This window comes from Hymenobacter sediminicola (genome assembly GCF_014250515.1).
GTDB lineage: Bacteria > Bacteroidota > Bacteroidia > Cytophagales > Hymenobacteraceae > Hymenobacter > Hymenobacter sediminicola.
This window is the reverse complement of the sequence record NZ_CP060202.1, coordinates 1,949,177-1,967,209: the sequence shown is the minus strand read 5'-3', so window position 1 is coordinate 1,967,209 and position 18,033 is coordinate 1,949,177. Positions and strand designations below refer to the sequence as shown.

15 protein-coding genes are annotated in these 18,033 nt (G+C 59.3%); 7 read left to right on the top strand and 8 right to left on the bottom strand.

Annotation, left to right across the window (positions count from 1 at the left end; genetic code table 11):
- Positions 1–59 precede the first annotated feature (59 nt).
- From recQ to H4317_RS08285, 3 genes are all read left to right on the top strand, one after another.
- Positions 60–2,309, top strand: coding sequence for a DNA helicase RecQ (recQ, locus tag H4317_RS08295; protein ID WP_185889656.1), 2,250 nt, complete (start codon positions 60–62; stop codon positions 2,307–2,309).
- A 202-nt stretch (positions 2,310–2,511) separates the two neighbouring features.
- On the top strand, positions 2,512–3,321 hold the full coding sequence (locus H4317_RS08290; RefSeq protein ID WP_185889655.1) for an XRE family transcriptional regulator: 810 nt from the start codon (positions 2,512–2,514) through the stop codon (positions 3,319–3,321).
- 207 nt (positions 3,322–3,528) lie between these two features.
- Positions 3,529–4,248 (top strand): pirin family protein, encoded by a 720-nt coding sequence (locus tag H4317_RS08285; protein WP_185889654.1) that lies wholly within the window; start codon positions 3,529–3,531, stop codon positions 4,246–4,248.
- Positions 4,249–4,312: 64 nt separating this feature from the next.
- On the opposite strand, the gene H4317_RS08280 is transcribed toward H4317_RS08285, so the two are convergent.
- From H4317_RS08280 to H4317_RS08250, 7 genes are all read right to left on the bottom strand, one after another.
- On the bottom strand, positions 4,313–5,161 hold the full coding sequence (locus tag H4317_RS08280; RefSeq protein ID WP_185889653.1) for an alpha/beta hydrolase: 849 nt from the start codon (positions 5,159–5,161) through the stop codon (positions 4,313–4,315).
- 11 nt (positions 5,162–5,172) lie between these two features.
- Positions 5,173–5,475, bottom strand: coding sequence for a hypothetical protein (locus H4317_RS08275; RefSeq protein ID WP_185889652.1), 303 nt, complete (start codon positions 5,473–5,475; stop codon positions 5,173–5,175).
- Between the two features lie 2 nt (positions 5,476–5,477).
- Complete coding sequence (locus tag H4317_RS08270; protein WP_185889651.1) at positions 5,478–7,334, bottom strand: M2 family metallopeptidase; 1,857 nt, start codon at positions 7,332–7,334, stop codon at positions 5,478–5,480.
- A 74-nt stretch (positions 7,335–7,408) separates the two neighbouring features.
- On the bottom strand, positions 7,409–8,350 hold the full coding sequence (locus H4317_RS08265; RefSeq protein ID WP_185889650.1) for a M90 family metallopeptidase: 942 nt from the start codon (positions 8,348–8,350) through the stop codon (positions 7,409–7,411).
- Between the two features lie 67 nt (positions 8,351–8,417).
- Entirely contained in the window at positions 8,418–8,750 is a 333-nt protein-coding gene (locus H4317_RS08260; protein WP_185889649.1) for a low molecular weight protein tyrosine phosphatase family protein, read from the bottom strand.
- A 17-nt stretch (positions 8,751–8,767) separates the two neighbouring features.
- On the bottom strand, positions 8,768–10,150 hold the full coding sequence (locus tag H4317_RS08255; RefSeq protein WP_185889648.1) for a DEAD/DEAH box helicase: 1,383 nt from the start codon (positions 10,148–10,150) through the stop codon (positions 8,768–8,770).
- A 200-nt stretch (positions 10,151–10,350) separates the two neighbouring features.
- Complete coding sequence (locus tag H4317_RS08250) at positions 10,351–11,544, bottom strand: THUMP domain-containing class I SAM-dependent RNA methyltransferase (RefSeq protein ID WP_185889647.1); 1,194 nt, start codon at positions 11,542–11,544, stop codon at positions 10,351–10,353.
- Positions 11,545–11,809: 265 nt separating this feature from the next.
- Between H4317_RS08250 and H4317_RS08245 the strand changes: the two genes are divergently transcribed.
- The 4 genes from H4317_RS08245 (at position 11,810) to H4317_RS08230 (ending at position 17,575) form a co-directional block, all read left to right on the top strand.
- On the top strand, positions 11,810–12,469 hold the full coding sequence (locus H4317_RS08245; RefSeq protein ID WP_185889646.1) for an MIP family channel protein: 660 nt from the start codon (positions 11,810–11,812) through the stop codon (positions 12,467–12,469).
- Between the two features lie 94 nt (positions 12,470–12,563).
- Positions 12,564–13,967: a sugar MFS transporter gene (locus H4317_RS08240; RefSeq protein WP_185889645.1), complete on the top strand. Its 1,404-nt coding sequence runs from the start codon at positions 12,564–12,566 to the stop codon at positions 13,965–13,967.
- Positions 13,968–14,092: 125 nt separating this feature from the next.
- Entirely contained in the window at positions 14,093–15,121 is a 1,029-nt protein-coding gene (gene murB / locus H4317_RS08235; protein WP_185889644.1) for a UDP-N-acetylmuramate dehydrogenase, read from the top strand.
- A 135-nt stretch (positions 15,122–15,256) separates the two neighbouring features.
- Positions 15,257–17,575 carry a phospholipase D-like domain-containing protein gene (locus tag H4317_RS08230; protein ID WP_185889643.1) on the top strand — a complete coding sequence of 773 codons (2,319 nt, stop codon included), beginning with the start codon at positions 15,257–15,259 and terminating at the stop codon, positions 17,573–17,575.
- A 61-nt stretch (positions 17,576–17,636) separates the two neighbouring features.
- Here the strand turns inward: H4317_RS08230 and H4317_RS08225 are convergent, their stop codons facing one another.
- Positions 17,637–18,014 (bottom strand): thioredoxin family protein, encoded by a 378-nt coding sequence (locus H4317_RS08225; RefSeq protein WP_185889642.1) that lies wholly within the window; start codon positions 18,012–18,014, stop codon positions 17,637–17,639.
- Between the last annotated feature and the right edge of the window lie 19 nt (positions 18,015–18,033).

The window sequence follows — 18,033 nt, the reverse complement described above, 5'->3', positions numbered from 1 at the left end:
CCCCCTGTTGTGGTTACCTTCAAGCTTCAAGTCCCTCTGCCGCGTCGTATTTTTGCCTGATGTTATTTGCTACCGAACCCCTCGCTCCTACCCTCGACTCTGCTCGCAAGGTCCTCAAGCAATACTACGGCTACGATACCTTTCGACCTATGCAAGAGGATATTATCCAGAGCATCCTCGATGGGCGCGATACGGTAGTACTTATGCCCACGGGGGGTGGCAAGTCAGTATGTTTCCAGATTCCGGCCGTAGTCAGTGAGGGCGTTTGCATAGTAGTGTCGCCGCTGATTGCGCTGATGAAGGACCAGGTGGAAGCATTGAAAGCCAACGGTATTTCAGCGGCCTACATCAACAGCAGCGTGGGCCAGAGCGAGCAGAACTCTATCTGCGGCGACTGCCTCAATGGCTATATGAAGCTGCTCTACGTGAGCCCCGAGAAGCTTCTCTCCGACGGCTTTCTGCAGTTTCTTAAGCGCATGCGCATCAGCATGTTCGCCATTGATGAGGCCCACTGCATCAGCTCATGGGGCCACGATTTCCGGCCCGAATATACCCAGCTGCGGGTGTTGCGCGAACAGTTTCCGCAGGTGCCCATCATTGCCCTCACCGCCACCGCCGACCGCCTCACCCAGCGCGACATCCAGCAGCAGTTGCGCATGCAGGAACCGCAAGTGTTTCTGTCCAGCTTCGATAGGCCCAACCTCAACCTCATCGTGCGCCCCGGCCAGGACCGGGTAGGCGGCATCCTGGATTTTCTGGAGCGCCACCCCGGTGAGTCAGGCATTATTTATTGCCTTTCGCGCAAGCAGTGTGAAACGCTGGCCGGAAAGATTCAGGCCAAGGGCGTGAAGGCGGGTTTTTACCACGCCGGCATGACGCCCAACCAGCGCAGCGCCGTACAGGAAGGCTTCCTCAAGGACGATTTGCAGGTGATTGTGGCCACCATTGCCTTCGGCATGGGCATCGATAAGAGCAACGTGCGCTGGGTGATTCACTACAACCTGCCCAAAAACATCGAGGGTTACTACCAGGAAATCGGGCGCGGCGGCCGCGACGGTTCCCCTGCCACGGCTGTGCTGTTCTACTCCTTCGCCGACGTGATGCAGCTGCGCGAGATGCTGACCAAGGAAAATCCGCACCTCACGCAGCTCAACCTCACCAAGCTGGAGCGTATGCAGCAGTTTGCCGAAGCCGCCAGCTGCCGCCGCAAAATCCTGCTCAACTACTTCGGCGAAACCCTAACCACCGACTGCGGCAACTGCGACATCTGCCGCAACCCGCCCACGACCTTCGACGGCTCGCTCATTGCCCAAAAGGCGCTGTCGGCGGTAGTGCGCATGCGCGAGCGGGCCCCTATCGGTCTGCTGATTGATGTGTTGCGCGGCATGCGCAACCAGGCCGTAATCAGCGGTGGTTACGACCAGATCAAAACCTACGGTGCCGGCGCCGACCTGCCCTACCTCGACTGGTACAGCTACATCCACCAGATGCTGAACGACGGGCTGCTCTACATTGCCTACGAGGAAGGCTACGCGTTGAAAATCACGGAACTGGGCCGCGAGGTGCTGCAAGGCCAGCGCCCCCTGGCTCTGAAGAAATTTCAGCCCACCGAGAAAGCCGAGAAGCCTGCCCGGGGCCGTAAAGGCGCTCAGAAAGCTGCCACTCCCGCCACCAAGGAAGCGCAGCTATTCGAAGCCCTGCGCAACCTGCGCAAGCGCATTGCCGATGAGCAGAACGTGCCGCCGTACGTCATCTTCACGGATGCTACCCTGCAGGAAATGGCCGTGGAGCGCCCCGTAAACCGGGTGGCTATGCTGGGCATTTCGGGCGTGGGCATGAAGAAGTTCGACACCTACGGCGAACAGTTCATCCGAGAAATTTTGGCCAACGGTGGCAACCCCGCCGCTGAGGCAGAGGCCGAAGACGCTATTTCCGGCAGCCTCGACCCCGACGATGCCGGTGCCCCACGCACGCCACGCAAGCGCGAAGCCAATACGGAGGCCGGCAGCACCGCCGAAACCACGTTCCAGCTGCACCGCATGGGCCTGACCGTGGAAGCCATAGCGGAGCGTCGCGGCCTGACAGCTTCTACAGTGCAAACCCACCTGACCACGTGTTACGCCGGTGGCTACGACGTGCGCATCGCCGATTTTCTGACGCCGGAAGCCTTGGCCGAAATTCAGACCGCACAGGCCCAACTCGGTAGCTCACCTATGCTCCGCGACCTGTTCGACCATCTGCGCGAGAAATACGACTATTTCCGCCTGCGCCTGGCACTTATGTATTTCAAGAAGCTACGCGGGGAATAGAACTACTGGCTCGTATATGATATTCTGCAAGCGTCATTCCCGGCTCCGCTCGGAGTGGCGTTTTTGCTTTAGGCAGCACGGCAAATAAAAAATTTGCTAAAAGTTTCGGCTAATTGAATTAGTATTCGCGTAGATGGGTTCGTATCTTCGTGAGCCGGTAATTCTTTACCCCTGAAGCCCCTTATCTGGCTCCCCCTGCGACATGATTAACACGAACCTCAAATTCTGGCGGCGCGAACTGGCCCTGACGCAGGCCCAGATGGCCGAAAAACTAGGCATCAAACGCTCCCTAGTGGGCGCTTACGAAGAAGGCCGCGCCGAGCCCAAGCTGGCGACCCTCGTGAATATGGCCCGACTGTTCGGCATTTCGCTTGACCAGCTGGTCACTACCGACTTTAGCAAGAAGAAAAACGCCAAGGCCGCTGTGCGCCAGCTGGAAGCAGCTGGCACAACCAGTGACCCCAACCCTACCCGCCCTGGCGGCAACCTGCGCATTCTGGCTCTTACAGTAGACAAAGAGCAGAATGAAAATATTGAATTGGTACCACAGAAAGCAGCCGCCGGCTACCTCAATGGCTATGCTGATCCGGAGTACTTGGAAGAGCTGCCTAAGTTCCGTCTGCCCATGCTGGGTAGCACCGGCACCTACCGCGCCTTCGAAATTGCCGGTGACTCTATGTTGCCCATTGCCAGCGGAACCGTCATTGTGGGTCGCTATGTCGACGACTGGCTGAGCATTAAGGATGGTACGCCCTGCATCGTGGTCAGCAGCAAGGAGGGCATTGTATTCAAGCGGGTCTTTAACCGTCTGAAAGAAGGTGCCATGCTGGCCCTGCACTCCGACAACCCAGTGTACTCGCCCTACGAAATCGACGTGGAGGACGTGGTAGAAATCTGGGAGGCGAAAGCATACATCAGCAGCACTTTCCCTATTGCCGACCTGTCGCTGAACCGCTTGGCCAGCATCGTGCTGGACCTGCAGCAGCAGGTGAGCACCATGAAAAAGGTATAGCACACGCCAGCTACCACAGCTGTTTCATTGCAAAAGCCCATCCAGCACCGTGCGGATGGGCTTTTGCTTTTTACAAGCACTAGATGGTGAAACCGCGCGCCCGTTCAACGGCAGTCAGGGTGAGCAATAGAATGAACAGTGTGCTGCAGCTAACTTCCGGCTGCGTTAGCGCGTAAGGGCAGTACAATCACTCAACCTCGCCACACTATGCTCAAGGTTATCCCTGCCACCGACCGCCACCACGCTGCTCCGGTGCAATGGCTCAGCAGCTACTTCCTGTTCAGTTTCGCCGACTATTACGATCCGCAGAATGTGCAGTTCGGCCCCCTGCGCGTCTTCAACGATGATACCATTCAGGGCGAATCAGGTTTCCCGCAGCATCCACACTCCGAAATGGAGATTGTGACGCTGGTGCTGGAAGGGGAGCTATGCCACGCAGACACCATGGGCAACAAGGCCACTATTAAGAAAGGTGAGGTGCAACGCATGACTGCCGGCACCGGGCTAGCCCACTCCGAGCACAATGCCGAAGAAAAGCCGGCCCACATCTACCAGCTGTGGTTTATGCCCAATCAGCGCGGCCTAGCCCCCAGCTACGAACAGAAGGACGTAGACTTTCTGGATAGCAAAAACGAGTTGGTGCCACTGGTTTCGGGACAGAAAGTGCTGGAGGATGTAGTGTTCATGAATTCCAACACCACGGTGTACTGGTGCAATCTGCGCGAGGAAAAGACGGTGACATTCAAGACCTTTCCAATCCGAAATACCTTCATCTATGTGAAGGAAGGAACGCTCTACGTCAACGGTGTAGATGTTGGGCCCAACGACCAGGTTCGTTCCACCAATGAACACGTACTGGAGATTCGCGCCAGCAAGGATGCTCAGTTCATCCTGATTGATTTGCCGGGCAGCGAAGCCAACTATTAAACGAAAAGGCCGGCTTGCACCGGCCTTTTTCGTTTTCAATTTCTGATCAGATCTCATTCCAGCTCTACTTGGCTGGGTTAGCCTTAACCGGTTTGAGTACGGTTCTGAAAGCCAGTAGCGCCGCCGGATGGTAGATGGTTCCGTGCGTTTCTTCAGGCAACGGCTTGTAATACCACATTATGGATCGGTTTGCAGCTGTTTCTAGCCTTTTTGCCAACAGCGCCGTGGACGTTGCAAGCTGAGGTTCGTTGCTGGAGGCGAGGTACAGCGTTTTGGGCTTGCCAGCATATGCCGCCAACACCGTGGGGGACTGTTTCAGCAGTTGCTCATTGTTCCACCACAGGCTCGGGTCGAAGGCTAGATAAGTGTCAAACAGGGTAGGCTCCAGCAGCAAGGTTTCTACTACAAACAGGCCCGCCAATGACTCGCCTACCACGGCTGTTTCCGAAGTAGTACGGTAGCGCCGCTTTATTTCGGGCATCAGCTCGGTACGGATAAACTGCCGAAATGCGGCCGAACCACCCACACGGGGCGCTATCTTTTTGTCTTCGGGGTTGGTAGTAGGGCCGGTCATGTCGCGGCGGCGCTCCGTGTTTTCGATGCCGACCAGCAGAAACGGACGCACGGTTTCGTTACCAACTCCTACCTGCAACAGTCCGGCCACGTGCAGAAAATCCTCCTGCATCCCGCCATCGGGCATATACAACACCGGCAGGGGCATATCTGCTGACTGGCCGTAGGCCTGCGACCGGTACACATTAATCCGCCGGGTTTCGCCCAACACCTTGGACTCCAAGGTGAACGTCTGGCCGATACTGAGCGGGGCCGCGGTTTGGGTCTGGGCCGTGGCCGGGGTGGCAAAAGCTACTAGGAGAAGCAGTAAGAAACTGCAGAAAACATGTTTGGTACTCATACTTGTAGCTGTTATAGTTCTGCTATTCGAATTTCATTACTGGAGGTAAGCATGAATTCGCATAGCTGCTTGAAAATGAGAGCCGCTTCCGTAGCGGAGAAAAGATTGTCGCAGAAGTAGAATCCATTGGCTTCTATTCCTATAAATACCGGAGGCCAAGCTACCGGAGGTGAAACAGAAGTTTCTTCCGTAGCGAACAAGGCAAGACTTAATTGCGAGGCATAATGTTGCATCACACGAAAGCGGCGCTGCACGAACTGCAGCGCCGCTTCAGGGTCAAAATTCTGACCGCTAAGCCGAAGCTCTTTACCCATAGCTACATCGTGTAATTACGGCCTTTGTTCTGCTGCTTAAGGTACGCCATCAGGGGCTGGAAGTACTCGACCATGGCGCGGGCCGAGAGGTCTTCGCCGGTTTTTTCCTTCAGCACCACGCGCCAGTCTTTGCTGGCTCCGGGCCGCATAATATCGGCCAGGAACGTGCCTACTTCTTTGCTGCCGTAGTAGTTGGTGGCGTGCGGGTCCTGCTTAAGGATGTTTTTGGCAATATGGTCGTGGAGCTGGAACAGGATGACGTAGCTCAGGGCGTAGTCGTAATACTGAGCAGGGTCGTCGTTGATGTGGGTTTTGGTGGCCGGGTCGAGGTAGTTTTCGCCGCGCGTGGTGGGCGGCACAATGCCTTGATACTGCTTGGCCAACGCCCACCAGCGGGCGTTGAGCTGGTCGGCGGGCAGCTTATCGGCGTAGAAGCTGCTCTCCCACTCGCTCATCACGCCCGAGGCAAACGGAATAAACACGGCGTAGTTGAGGGCTTCCTTGAGCAGCGTCTGGGTCTGGTCGGTTTTGGCTTTGGCATCTACCAGCCCCAGGCCGGCCAGGAAAGGCTTCTGGGTGGCGGCCAAGCCCATAAGGCTGCCCATAGCTTCGTGGTAGGCGCGGTTGGCACCCTGGCGCAGCAGCGGCGGCACATCGGGGTTGGCGTAGGTGAGGTAGTAGTAAATGTGGCCCAGCTCGTGGTGAGTGGTTTCGTACCACTCCGTGTTGCCCTCCACGCTCATCAGGCTACGCACGTCCTGGTTCAGGTCCATGTGCCAGGCCGAGGCGTGATTGTTTTTCTTATAAGCCGCATCTTTAGGCAGCGGGTACAGGCTCGACTTCTCGTAGAACACTGGCGGCAGCGCCGGAAAGCCCAGGCTCTGATAAAACCGTTCGGCCTGCTTCACCTGCCACTCCGCGCCTTTCTTGGCCAGTATCGGGTCGAGGTTGAGGCCTTTCACATCCACCATAGCACTCCAGTCTTGCCCCCAGCGGTTGGGCAGCCACGACGCGGGCAGGTAGTCGGGCACCTGTTTCTGACCGTACTTTTTGGCCAGCTCATAGCGGGCATAGGTGTGCAGCTCGCGGTACAAAGGGCGCAGCTCGTCGTTGATTTTGCGTACCAGCGTCAGCATTTCCTCGCGGCTCATGCCATAGTCGGAGGCCTGATACGAGAAGTAGTCGGGGTAGCCGAGGGCCTGCACGGTCTGGTTGCGCAGGTCGCGCAGGTTCAGCATACCGTCCTTCAGGGTGGGGCCGATGGCCTTGCTGGCTTCCCAGACCTGCTGGCGCTTGGCGGGGTTCTTTTCCTTGCGCAGTAGCTCGTCCAGGTCGTTGGTCGTGACGGATTTGCCGGCGTACTTGTAGTCGAAGCCGTAGAGCTTTTCGGTTTGCGCGGCTTCGGCCTTGATGCGCCGCCGCACCACATCAGCAATAGTCTGGGGCGAATTGGCAGCGTTGTAGAGGGCTGTTTGTAGCTGCTTCACCTGCAACTCCGTGAGTTGGTCTTTGTGGTCGAGCAGTTCACGCAACTCCTTGATATTTTCGGCGCTGCCCGTGAAGGCTGCCATCCGCTCGTTGGCGCGGGCCGTGGCACCGGCGTTGCTGGTGTCGCCGGGCACAATGTGCGTGTTGGAGCGCCATTCGGCTTCCGTCGACAGCGTGTAGAGTCGTTGCGCTTCGGCGGTATACGTCTTCAGAAATGCCTCCGCCCGCTCCGGCCACGACGGTACTGCCGGCTGTGTGGCCGCCTCGGGCGTGGTGGATGCTGGCGCAGTGGTAGCCGAGGGAGTATTGGCTGTAGGAGCGCAGGCGGCCAGCACAGCCGCCGTTAGTACGGGCAGGAAGGTCTTTTTCATGGGAGCAAGAGCCGATTGGTTTTCGCTAAGGTACATACCTCACCGAATTGCTAGTTCTACACCGAATAGTGGCGTTACGCGGCCGCCCGCTCCTGTAAGTGGCAGTCCTTATACTTCTTACCGCTGCCGCACGGGCATGGGTCGTTGCGGCCGAACTTGCGCCGGCTCCGCAGCGTCTTGAGCCACTCGCGCGGATCGGTAGCCCAGCGCAGAAAGCGGCTTTTAGGGTTCTGCCGGAAAGCCAGCAGCAGCAAGCCGTACAGCTCCGGATGGTGCTGCTGCAGCTTCTCCGGCTTCTCGAAAAAATACTCCGTCACGACGGCAAAGAACTCGGCTTCGTTGGTACCGGCGTAGTCGTTGATTTCCGAGTTTCCGGCCCGGATGGCCGCAATTTCACGCGCCATCACTGCCTCCCACTCGGGGCGCAGGGCCGCCGGAAACACCGTGGCGGGTACTCCGTCAATCACGCCGTCGGCCTCGTCCAGCAGGTGGGCAAACTCGTGGATACCCACATTCTGCTTGTCCAATGAATCCTGAAAGCCGCGCTCCAGCGAAGCTTTCGAGAGGTGCATGTAGTGCGAAGTCTGAAAATTGCGCACCGAGCCCAGCAGCGTGCCGGCCAGCGGTGCCACTTCCTTATTGGGGTCCTGCTGCTCTTTCCAGGCATCGGGCACCACCAGCACCTCGCTTAGGTTGCCATACTCCCAATCAGGGAAGCCGAATACCGGAATAACGGCCGAAGCCGCCACCAGCACCCGCGTAGTATCATCGATGTCGGTTTGGATGCCAGTGATGCGGGTTTGGGCTAGGAATACCTGCAGACGCTTTTCAAAGCGGGCTTTGTCGATCGGTGTAAGGGACAGGTAAAAGGCTACCCGCTCTGCCAGGATTTGCCGCCATTCGACCGGAAACTCCTCGGCCAGCGCCGCCGTTCGGCGGCGCGAATCGGCCGTGATGTAGCGGTAGAAAATGAAGAGTAATACCGCGACTATAGCGGCAAAAATAAGATAAGACATGCGCCGGTAAACGGCCGTAATACGGTTTGGTTGTAGGCTAAGGCACTATTTTGCCGCAGCTCAGGCACTACAGCTGCGGCAGATGCTCCCGTAGCCGCTCGCGCAGCAGGTCCTGCAGAATGTGGTCCATGAACTGAAACTTATCCGGAATGCGCAGCGTGACGACTAGCTTACCAGCTACTGCCTCCGGAAACTTCTGCCGCAGAATATCCGCGTGTTTGCGCTCCATCACAAACACCACATCGGCCCAGCCCAGGTGCCCCGCCGTGACCCGCACTCTGGCCCCCGGCTCCGTGCCGGCCGAGCGCGCCTGATAGGTAGCATGACCCTCAAACAGCCGCTCGGCCGTGAGGCTACGCCAGCGGTTCTGGCTACAGATGAAGAGAAGCTGCTGGGCCAATGACCGAGTTTGCTGTTCTATTGGACTATGGACACGCGTACTTTTTTGCCTTTCACCTTGGCACCCAGCAGGCGCTGTACCACGTCCTGTACCTGGCCGCGCGGCACGGCTACATAGCTGTAGTAATCGAATACCTCGATGTGGCCGACCTGCTCCCGGGCCACGCCGCCCACGTTCACGAAGGCGCCTACCAGGTCATGGGCACTGACTTTGTCTTTCTTTCCGGCCGTTACGTGTACCGTCACGTTTTCGGGCTTGGGCGCTTTGGGAGCAGCCGGCGGCAGCTTGGGCGCTATCATCTGGCTCCACTTGATACTCTCAGCAACGGGCCACTTTTTTACGTGGTCCTGCTCTTTGGGCGTGGCCAGGATGTGGGCTGTGCCGACCGCGCCAGCGCGGGCCGTACGGCCGGCCCGGTGCTGGAAACCGTCGGCTTTGTCAGGCGCGTCATATTGCACCACAGTGTCGAGCAGGGTCACGTCGAGGCCGCGGGCAGCTACATCGGTGGCTACCAGCACCTGGCTGGAGCCGTTGCGCAGCTTCAGCAAGGCCTTGTCGCGCTCCGGCTGGGGCATTTTGCCGTGCAGTACTTCAGCGGCTACTTCGCGGCCTTGCAGGAAGCGGGCCAGTTCCATGCACCGCTCCCGCGTATTGCAGAAGATGAGGGCGCGGCCGGTTTCGGGCTGGCGCAGGATGTGCAGCAGCGCCGCCGGCTTCAACTCAATCGGGCCGACGTGGCCAAGCAGCGTGAGGTTTTCGGGCAGCCGGTCGTCGTCCTCGCCCAGGTTGATGACGCGGGGCCGCGTGAGGTTCTTGCGGATCAGTTCCAGCACCTTGTCCGACATCGTAGCCGAGAACAGCAAGGTCTGGCGGCGGCGCGGCAGGCGCTTCACTATCTCCACCAGCTCATCTTGAAAACCCAGCTCCAGAAGCTTGTCAGCTTCATCGAGCACCAGGCTCTTGAGCTGATTCGGGATGATGGTGCGGCGCTCTAAATGGTCGAGGAAGCGGCCGGGCGTGGCTACCACAATGTGCGGCGCCTGCGTGAGCGAAGCTTTTTCTTCGCCGAAAGCGTGGCCACCATAGAAGGCAGCCACCCGCAGGTTGGGCAGGAACTTGCCCATCTTCTTGAGGGCGTCGCGCACCTGCAGGGCCAGTTCGCGGGCGGGCACCAGCACCAGCATCTGCACGGCATCGTTCTTCACATCTACCTGCTGCAGCAGGCCCAAGCCGTAGGCGGCGGTTTTGCCGGAGCCGGTGGGCGCCTGGCCCGCTACGTCCTGCCCATCGAGCGTGAGGGGGAGCACCTGCTCCTGCACGGGCGTAGGCTGAACGAATTGCAGCTCCTCGAGGGCTTGCAGAAGATAAGGCGCGAGGCCGAGGTCGGCGAAGGAAGGCATAAACTTGGAATTAGTCTGCAAAGGTACGCGGTTGTGCCTCACCCTTTAGATAATGCACTAAAAGAGCGTCCCACTCCTTGAACAAGTCTTACAAATACCTGTCATCCTGAGCAGCGCGAAGGACCTTCTCACGCTAGAACTATTCTGTTCAACATGAGAAGGTCCTTCGCGCTGCTCAGGATGACAGGCGTGTATAGAGCCTACTCCTGGGTTTCCGGGGCCGGGGTGCGGCGGCTGCCGCGGTACAGCTCGTATTTCAGCAGGCGGCAATCAATCGGGCCGTTATATAACGGAATGCGGCGGGAGGTTTTCAGGCCCACGCGCTTGGCCGCTTCCAGATTGCCGGTGAAGATGAAGGCGTCGTAGCCCTGAAAGTTGGTTTTGAGCGTGTCGCCGATGGTTTTGTAGAGGGCGTCCATCTCCGCCTCTTCGCCAATACGCTCGCCGTAGGGCGGGTTCATGATGACGATGCCCGGCTCGCCTTTGGGCGCGGTGGCGTCTTTCACATCGCGCACGGCAAAGCGGATAAAGTCTTCGAGGCCGGCGGCCTCCACGTTTTCGCGGGCCAGCTCAATGAACTCCGGCGACAGGTCGGAGCCATAGAGCAGGGCCTGGGGCTCGTCGAGGCGGGCCTGCTCGGCATCGAGACGCACCGTTTCCCAGAGCGCCTTGTCGAAATCAGGCCAATTCTCGAACCCGAACTTGCCCTGGTGATAGAGGCCCGGCGCAATGCGCTGGGCAATGAGGGCGGCTTCGGTAAGCAGTGTGCCGGAGCCGCACATGGGGTCAACCACCGTTTTTTTACCGTCCCAGTCGGCGAGCAGCAGGATGCCTGCGGCCAGGGCTTCGTTGAGCGGGGCCACGTTGGTTTGCTGGCGGTAGCCGCGCTTGTGCAACGACTCGCCCGAGGAATCGAGGCTGAGCACCACTTCGTTTTCCAGCATGTGTAGGTGCAGCCGGATGTCGGGGTTTTTCACGTCCACGCTAGGGCGCTGGCCGGTCCGGTCCCGAAACTGATCCACGATGGCGTCTTTGGCGAGCTGGGCCACGAACAGCGAGTGCTCGAAGGTGGAATTGTTGACGACGGAGGTAATGGCGAAGGTCTGGTCGGGCTGGATGTAGTCCTGCCAGTTAATGCGGCCTACTTCGCGGTAGAGCGCCTTTTCGTTGGGGGCGTAGAAGCCGGCGAAGGGCCGCAGGATGCGCACGGCCGTGCGGCACCACAGGTTGGCTTCGTAGCACAGCTGCATGTCGCCGACGAACTCCACGGCCCGCTGGCCTATTTTTTCGATTTCGGCCCCCAGCTGGTACAGTTCTTCGGCCAGAATTTCTTCGAGCCCGAACTGGGTGGTGGCAGTCATGTAGAACGGAGCGGAGCGGCGGGCCTGGGCCATACGAGTTGAAATACTGGGTGAAGCGGCAAAGGTCGGACTATTCTCCGGCAACCTGCTACGCTGGCCCATACAATCCGGGTTTTGAGGATACAAACTACTGCAAGAGCACGCTGCCGCTTCACATTCGGCTGGAAAACGGCTTATTTGCGCTACCCTGAGTTAAATCCACGGCCAGCTGCCAGCACGTAGGCCTGTTCTGCAAGCCGGCGCTGCCGGCCCCTTTTCCCTTTATCAGCCCGTCCACTTGCCCCGCCAGCCGTCAGAAATGAAGAATTACGTGGCCGAAATCCTCGGCACTTTTGCTATCCTGTTCTGTGGTACCGGCGCTATTATCATCAATCAGGAGACTCACGGAGCCATCACGCACGTAGGCGTGGCCATGACGTTTGGCCTGATCGTCACATCGATGATTTATGCGCTGGGCAACATATCAGGGGCTCATTTCAACCCCGCCGTGACTATTGCTTTTACCGTGGCCGGCAAGTTCCCGGTGCGGCAGGTGCTACCTTATATTGTGAGTCAGCTGGCGGGAGCGGTGCTGGCCAGCGCCACGTTGCGCTACCTGTTTCCGGCTAATGAGTTGCTGGGTGCCACGCTGCCGGCCGGCTCAGAGGCGCAGTCCTTCATCCTGGAATTTATTCTGACCTTCTTTCTGATGCTGGTAATCCTGAACGTGGCATACGGCTCTAAGGAGCAGGGCATGTTTGCGGGGCTGGCTATTGGGGCAGTGGTGCTGCTGGAAGCCATGTTTGCGGGGCCTATCTGTGGCGCTTCCATGAACCCGGCCCGCTCCTTTTCGCCCGCGCTGGTTTCCGGGCACTTAGAGCATCTGTGGTTGTATCTGGTGGCCCCCACAGCTGGGGCCGTGGCAGCGGTTTTCATCTGGAGGTACCTGACCCGGCCGGCAACAGTGGCAGACTTGTAGGGCGGCCGGCCTGAAGTCATTTTCTCCCAAAAACTCCGTAGCATTGCTTAGCCGGCCCGAGGGCCGGCTTTTTCTCTCCATTCCTGCCCGCTTCATGGCCGCTCCCATTACCTCTTCTGCTCCCACCACGGCCACTGGCGCCGCCCGCTCCTACGCCGGGCCGATGGTACTGATGACCACCCTGTTTTTCCTGTTCGGGGCCGTCACCAACTTCAACGACGTGCTCATGCCCTACCTCAAGGACGTGTGCCAGCTCACCGATTTGCAGTCGTCGGCGGTGCAGTCGGCGTTTTTCGGGGCGTATTTTCTGATGTCGCTGCCGGCGGGACGGGTGCTGGAGAAACTGGGCTTCAAGCGCGGCATTGTGCTGGGGCTGCTGGTGATGGCGCTGGGGGCGCTGCTGTTTGTGCCCGCGGCCAATTCGCGCACGTTTGGGCTGTTTCTGCTGGCACTAGGCTTGCTGGGGGCCGGTGTTACGCTGCTGCAGGTAGCGGCCAACCCCTACGTATCGGTGCTGGGGCCGGCCCGCACGGCGGCCAGCCGCGTGAGCATCGTGGGTGTAGCTAACGGGCTAGGTGGCACTATTTCGCCCCTCATTGGCGGTCTGATTCTGTTTGGTGGATCGGCTGTGCTCAAGGCCCGGCTGGCGCAGCTTCCGCTGGAAGAGCGCCTCACCCAGGAAGCCACGCTGGTAAAGCCGCTTTATCTGGGGTTGGCCGTGTTTCTGGCCGTGCTGGCCGTGCTGTTTTTCCTGGTGCGCCTGCCCGAAATTGAGAGCATTCCGGCCGATGAAGAAGCCGCTGCCGCCCAAGCCGCCGCCGAAACCGGCCGCCGCTCCGCCCTCGACTTCCGTCATTTGGCGCTGGGCGTAGTAGCCATTTTCACGTATGTAGGAGTTGAAGTGGGCCTGGGCTCGTTTTTGATTCGCTACGGCGAAAGCCAGAACATCAGCCAACTCAGCGGCTTCACGCAGGAGCTGGTGCGGGGCCTAAGCGTAGCGACCAGCTGGGCCGCCGCGCTATTCGGCAACACCCCCGACCCCATTGATACCAGCGCGGGCTTCACGAAGGCCGTAGGTGCCGTGCTGGTGTCGTCGTACTGGTTTGGGTTGATGGTGGGCCGCATCATCGGGATTCCGCTACTCAGCCGCTTCGATGCCCGCAAGCTGCTGGTGGGCGTGTGCGCGGCCGGCACTTTGTTTGTGGTGCTGTCCATTTTCAGCCACGGCGAAACGGCTTTGTGGCTGGTCGTGCTCTGCGGCCTCTGCAACTCCATCATCTGGCCCGTGGTGTTCCCGCTGGCTATTACGGGTCTGGGCAAATTCACCAAGCAGGGCTCATCCTACTTGATTATGGCCATTGTAGGTGGGGCCATCATTCCACCGCTGATGGGCCTAATAGCCACGCACGGTGGCGGCCTGCGGGTGGCTTTCGTGCTGCCGGCGCTGTGCTACGCCTACCTGCTCTACTACGCCGTGAGCGGCTACCGCGTGCGGTAATCCTTCATTTCTCTCTGACTTCCCACGCCGCCCCGACCTGCCCTTGCTGGCAGCGCCGGGGCGGCTTGTTTTATAGAGCCGCGGGCAGCTTACCTTTGCCGGGCACCCTCCTTACCGCTCCTGCTATGGCTTCGGCTCCCGTTCTCGAACACGACGTTTCACTTCGCCCCTACAATACCTTCGGCCTCGATGTGAAGGCCCGCCTGTTTGCCCGTTTCAGTTCTGTGGATGAGTTGCGGGCGCTGCTGGCATTGCCAGAGGTGCAACAAAGCGAGAAACTCGTGCTGGGCGGCGGCTCCAACCTGCTCTTCACCCAGGATTTTGGCGGCGTAGTGCTCAAGAATGAAATCCGGGGCCTCGAAATCATCAGCCAGGACGATGCTTCGGCGCTGGTGCGGGCCGGCGCCGGCGAGAGCTGGCACGGACTGGTGCAATATTCCCTCGACCAGGAGCTGAGCGGTATCGAGAACCTTTCGCTGATTCCGGGTACGGTGGGCGCGGCCCCGCTGCAGAACATCGGGGCGTATGGTTCGGAATTGAAGGACACGTTTGAGCAGCTCGAAGCACTGGAAACGGCCACCGGCGAGCTACGCACCTTTTCGGCGGCGGAGTGCGGCTTCGGCTACCGCGAAAGTGTGTTCAAGGGCCCGCTCAAAAACCAGTTCATCGTGACCGGGGTGCTACTGCGCCTGCATCGCGAGGCGCGCACCAACGTGCGCTACGGCGACATCCAGACCACCCTGCAGGATATGGGCGTGGCCGGCGAGCCTACCCCGCGCGACGTGAGCGAGGCCGTGAGCAGCATTCGGCGCAGCAAGCTCCCCGACCCTGCCCAGATCGGCAATGCCGGCTCGTTCTTCAAGAACCCGGAAATCTCGCAGGCCCGCTTCGATGAGCTGAAAAGCCAGTACCCGGCCCTGCCCGGCTACCCGGTGCCCGGCGGCGTGAAGGTGCCGGCCGCCTGGCTGATTGAGCAGTGCGGCTGGAAAGGTCTGCGCCGCGGCCCCCACGGCGTGCACGACCGGCAGGCGCTGGTGCTTGTGAACCACGGCGGCGCCCAGGGCCAGGACATCCGGGATTTAGCCTACGAAATCATTGCCTCGGTGCGGGAGAAGTTTGGCGTTGAGTTGCACCCCGAGGTAAACATTATGTAAGCGGCGGAGCTCCTCTTCATCCAAATTTTATAATGCACAGTTCATCTTGCGGCTGGCTGTATTCTGCCCAAAATCCAGGATATTTGTAGTCTGTTTTGACCTGAATTTCAGTTGTTTCCCACTCTTACTTCTTCTATGAAGAACTTTACTCTTCTGGCTTTGCTCTGTAGCATGGCTGCTTTCCGGCCCGCTCAGGCCCAAACGGCGGTTACGATTGCCGCCGCCCGTGCGCAGGCTCCGGCCTTCAATACCTCCGGCGCCACCGTCACGGTGCGCGGTATCGTCACGAATGGCCCCGAGTTGGGCGCCATCCGCTACATTCAGGATGGCACGGCCGGCATTGGGGTCTACTCCACCACTTTCACTACCGGCATCGTCCCCGGCGACTCCATCATCGTGACCGGAACGCTCAAGGACTTCCGGGGCCTGCTGGAACTGGACCCCGTAACGTCGCTGACGGTACTGGCCGGCAACCGGCCGCTACCTACGCCCGTGGCTTTCCCGGCCGGGGGCTTCACGGCCGCCTACGCGGAGCAGTATGAAGGCCAGCTGGTACGCCTGAACGGCGCTACGTCCATCACCACCAGCACCGGTGCGCCTGTCACCTCGTTCAGCAGCACCACGTTCCGCATCAACAACAATGCAGCAACGGTGCTTTATGTGAATGCAGCTTCTACTGGCCCCTACGGCCTTGTGGGTAAGCCTTCCCCCACCGGCACTTTTGATGCCGTGGGCATCATGAGCCAGTTCACGACCACTGCCCCCGGCCCTACCGGCCCCGGCTACCAATTGCTGCCGCGCCTCTACGAAGATTTTCAGCAGGGCAACACGCCCAACGTAGTCAATACGCCCTTCCCGACTAACATCACCACATCGGGCTTCACGGTAAACTTCACGACGCAGAACGCTGGCAACACCAAGCTGGAGTACGCCACTTCGGCTACCGGTCCATTCACGCCTGTTACTAGCGCCACCAGCACCACCACGCACAGCCTGGCCATTTCGGGCCTGATGCCGGCTACGGTATACTACGTGAAAGCCAGCAGCACCAACGCTACGGGCCTCTCCGAGTCGCGGGTTATTCCCATGATTACGGCTTCGCTTTCATCTGGCAAGATGCGGACTTACTTCACCAACCCGGTGAATAACACCTACGCCCTGCCCGGCAACAACGCCCTGTTCCTGCCAAGCGGTGCGGTGGCTGACACGCTGGCCCGCTACATCGGCCGCGCTACTACCACCCTCGATATTGCCATCTATAACTGGAACAGCCCCACGATTCTGGCCGCGGTGAATGCCGCCCAGGCCCGCGGCGTGCGGGTGCGCGTGATTTACGAGGATGACAACGCTAACGTGAGCGTGCCGGGCCTGAACGCCGCTATTGCCAAAACGGGCCGTACGCAAACTGGCTCGGGCACGATTCAGGGCATCATGCACAACAAATTCGTCATCATTGATGCCGAAGACGCCAACCCCAACGTGCCGTGGGTATGGACCGGCTCGACCAACTGGACGCAGGCCCAACTCTCTACAGACCGCAACAACGTCATCGTAGTGCAGGACCAGGCCCTGGCCCGCGTCTACAAGATGGAGTTTGAGGAAATGTGGGGGGGCAGCGGCGCTACTACCGGTGCCGTGAAGTTCGGCTCGCGCAAAACCGACAACACGCCGCACTACCTTAACATTGGGGGCAAGCTGGTGGAGTCGTGGTTCTCGCCTACGGATAATGTGAACGGCCGCCTCATCGATGCCATCCGCACCGCCGACAACGACCTGCACATTGCCACCATGCTCAACACGCAGACCGACATCGGGCGCGCCATCCGTGACCAAGTGCTGCTGCGCAACATTGCGGCCTGCTCCGAAATGCTCAACAACGACACCAGCTCTACCAATGCCGGCAGCGTATTCCGCCTCGTGCGGCAGGCCATGGGCACCCGCGCCATGGTGAAAAATACGCCTGGTATCATGCACCACAAATACGCCATCATCGACGCCGGCGCGTCGCAGTCGGACCCGCAGGTATTTGTGGGCTCGCACAACTGGAGCCTCTCGGCCAACACCGAGAATGACGAAAACACGCTCATCGTGCACGATGCGCGCATCACGAACCAGTACTACCAAGAGTTTGCGGCCCGTATTGCTGAGCAGAACCGCGGCGTCGCCGTCTGCAACCTCACCCTGTCGAACAAAACCGCTACTGTGCAGCAGAGCAGCGTGCAGGTATATCCCAACCCCACGCACGGCCAGTTCTCGCTGCGTCTGGAAGCCAGCAAGGCCCGCACCGCCACCATCACGCTGCGCGACGTAACCGGCCGCGTGGTGCTACAGCAGACCCGCGCCCTCAACGGCCAAGACGTCGCCATCGACGGCTCGCAGCTGAAAGCCGGCCTCTACCTGGTACAGATTGTAACGCCGGAAGCCACGCAGGTTAGCCGCGTGGTAGTAGAGTAATCTTGAAGTGCTAGTCTTGAAGTGCTAGTATAAAAAAGGCCGCTCTGATGAGCGGCCTTTTTTATTTTGTCTTTACGTCGTAGCCTGTGGTGCCAACCAGTTTGCTCATTACAGCTGCTATTTCGTCGGGCACATCATTGTCCCATTCATCAGATGTTATCTGGGCTATGGTATTTGCTGCGCTATCTACCTTAATGAAAGTAGGTACTGCCTGAATCTCATATTTAGCAGCCAGCAGCGTGTCCGTATCAATGTTGATTTTAATGAGAGTAGCATTTGCCAGAGCAGCTTGTAGCTCCGGTTCCTCCAACGACGCCCGATAGCGCCGACACGGGCCACACCAATCCGCATAAAAGTATAGGACCGGCGTTTTGTGGGCCGCTATCTTCTGCTGCAGCAGCTGCCGCAGGCCGGCTTCGCTGGTGTGAGGCTCCAGCACATCTACAGGATTACCGGCG

Coding starts and splice junctions, on each gene's coding strand:
- H4317_RS08245 (WP_185889646.1), top strand. CDS start 11,810: ATGAAGAATTACGTGGCCGAAATCCTCGGCACTTTTGCTATCCTGTTC.
- H4317_RS08250 (WP_185889647.1), bottom strand. CDS start 11,544: ATGGCCCAGGCCCGCCGCTCCGCTCCGTTCTACATGACTGCCACCACC.
- H4317_RS08265 (WP_185889650.1), bottom strand. CDS start 8,350: ATGTCTTATCTTATTTTTGCCGCTATAGTCGCGGTATTACTCTTCATT.
- H4317_RS08290 (WP_185889655.1), top strand. CDS start 2,512: ATGATTAACACGAACCTCAAATTCTGGCGGCGCGAACTGGCCCTGACG.
- H4317_RS08255 (WP_185889648.1), bottom strand. CDS start 10,150: ATGCCTTCCTTCGCCGACCTCGGCCTCGCGCCTTATCTTCTGCAAGCC.
- H4317_RS08230 (WP_185889643.1), top strand. CDS start 15,257: ATGAAGAACTTTACTCTTCTGGCTTTGCTCTGTAGCATGGCTGCTTTC.
- H4317_RS08275 (WP_185889652.1), bottom strand. CDS start 5,475: ATGGGTAAAGAGCTTCGGCTTAGCGGTCAGAATTTTGACCCTGAAGCG.
- murB (WP_185889644.1), top strand. CDS start 14,093: ATGGCTTCGGCTCCCGTTCTCGAACACGACGTTTCACTTCGCCCCTAC.
- H4317_RS08280 (WP_185889653.1), bottom strand. CDS start 5,161: ATGAGTACCAAACATGTTTTCTGCAGTTTCTTACTGCTTCTCCTAGTA.
- H4317_RS08270 (WP_185889651.1), bottom strand. CDS start 7,334: ATGAAAAAGACCTTCCTGCCCGTACTAACGGCGGCTGTGCTGGCCGCC.
- H4317_RS08240 (WP_185889645.1), top strand. CDS start 12,564: ATGGCCGCTCCCATTACCTCTTCTGCTCCCACCACGGCCACTGGCGCC.
- recQ (WP_185889656.1), top strand. CDS start 60: ATGTTATTTGCTACCGAACCCCTCGCTCCTACCCTCGACTCTGCTCGC.
- H4317_RS08285 (WP_185889654.1), top strand. CDS start 3,529: ATGCTCAAGGTTATCCCTGCCACCGACCGCCACCACGCTGCTCCGGTG.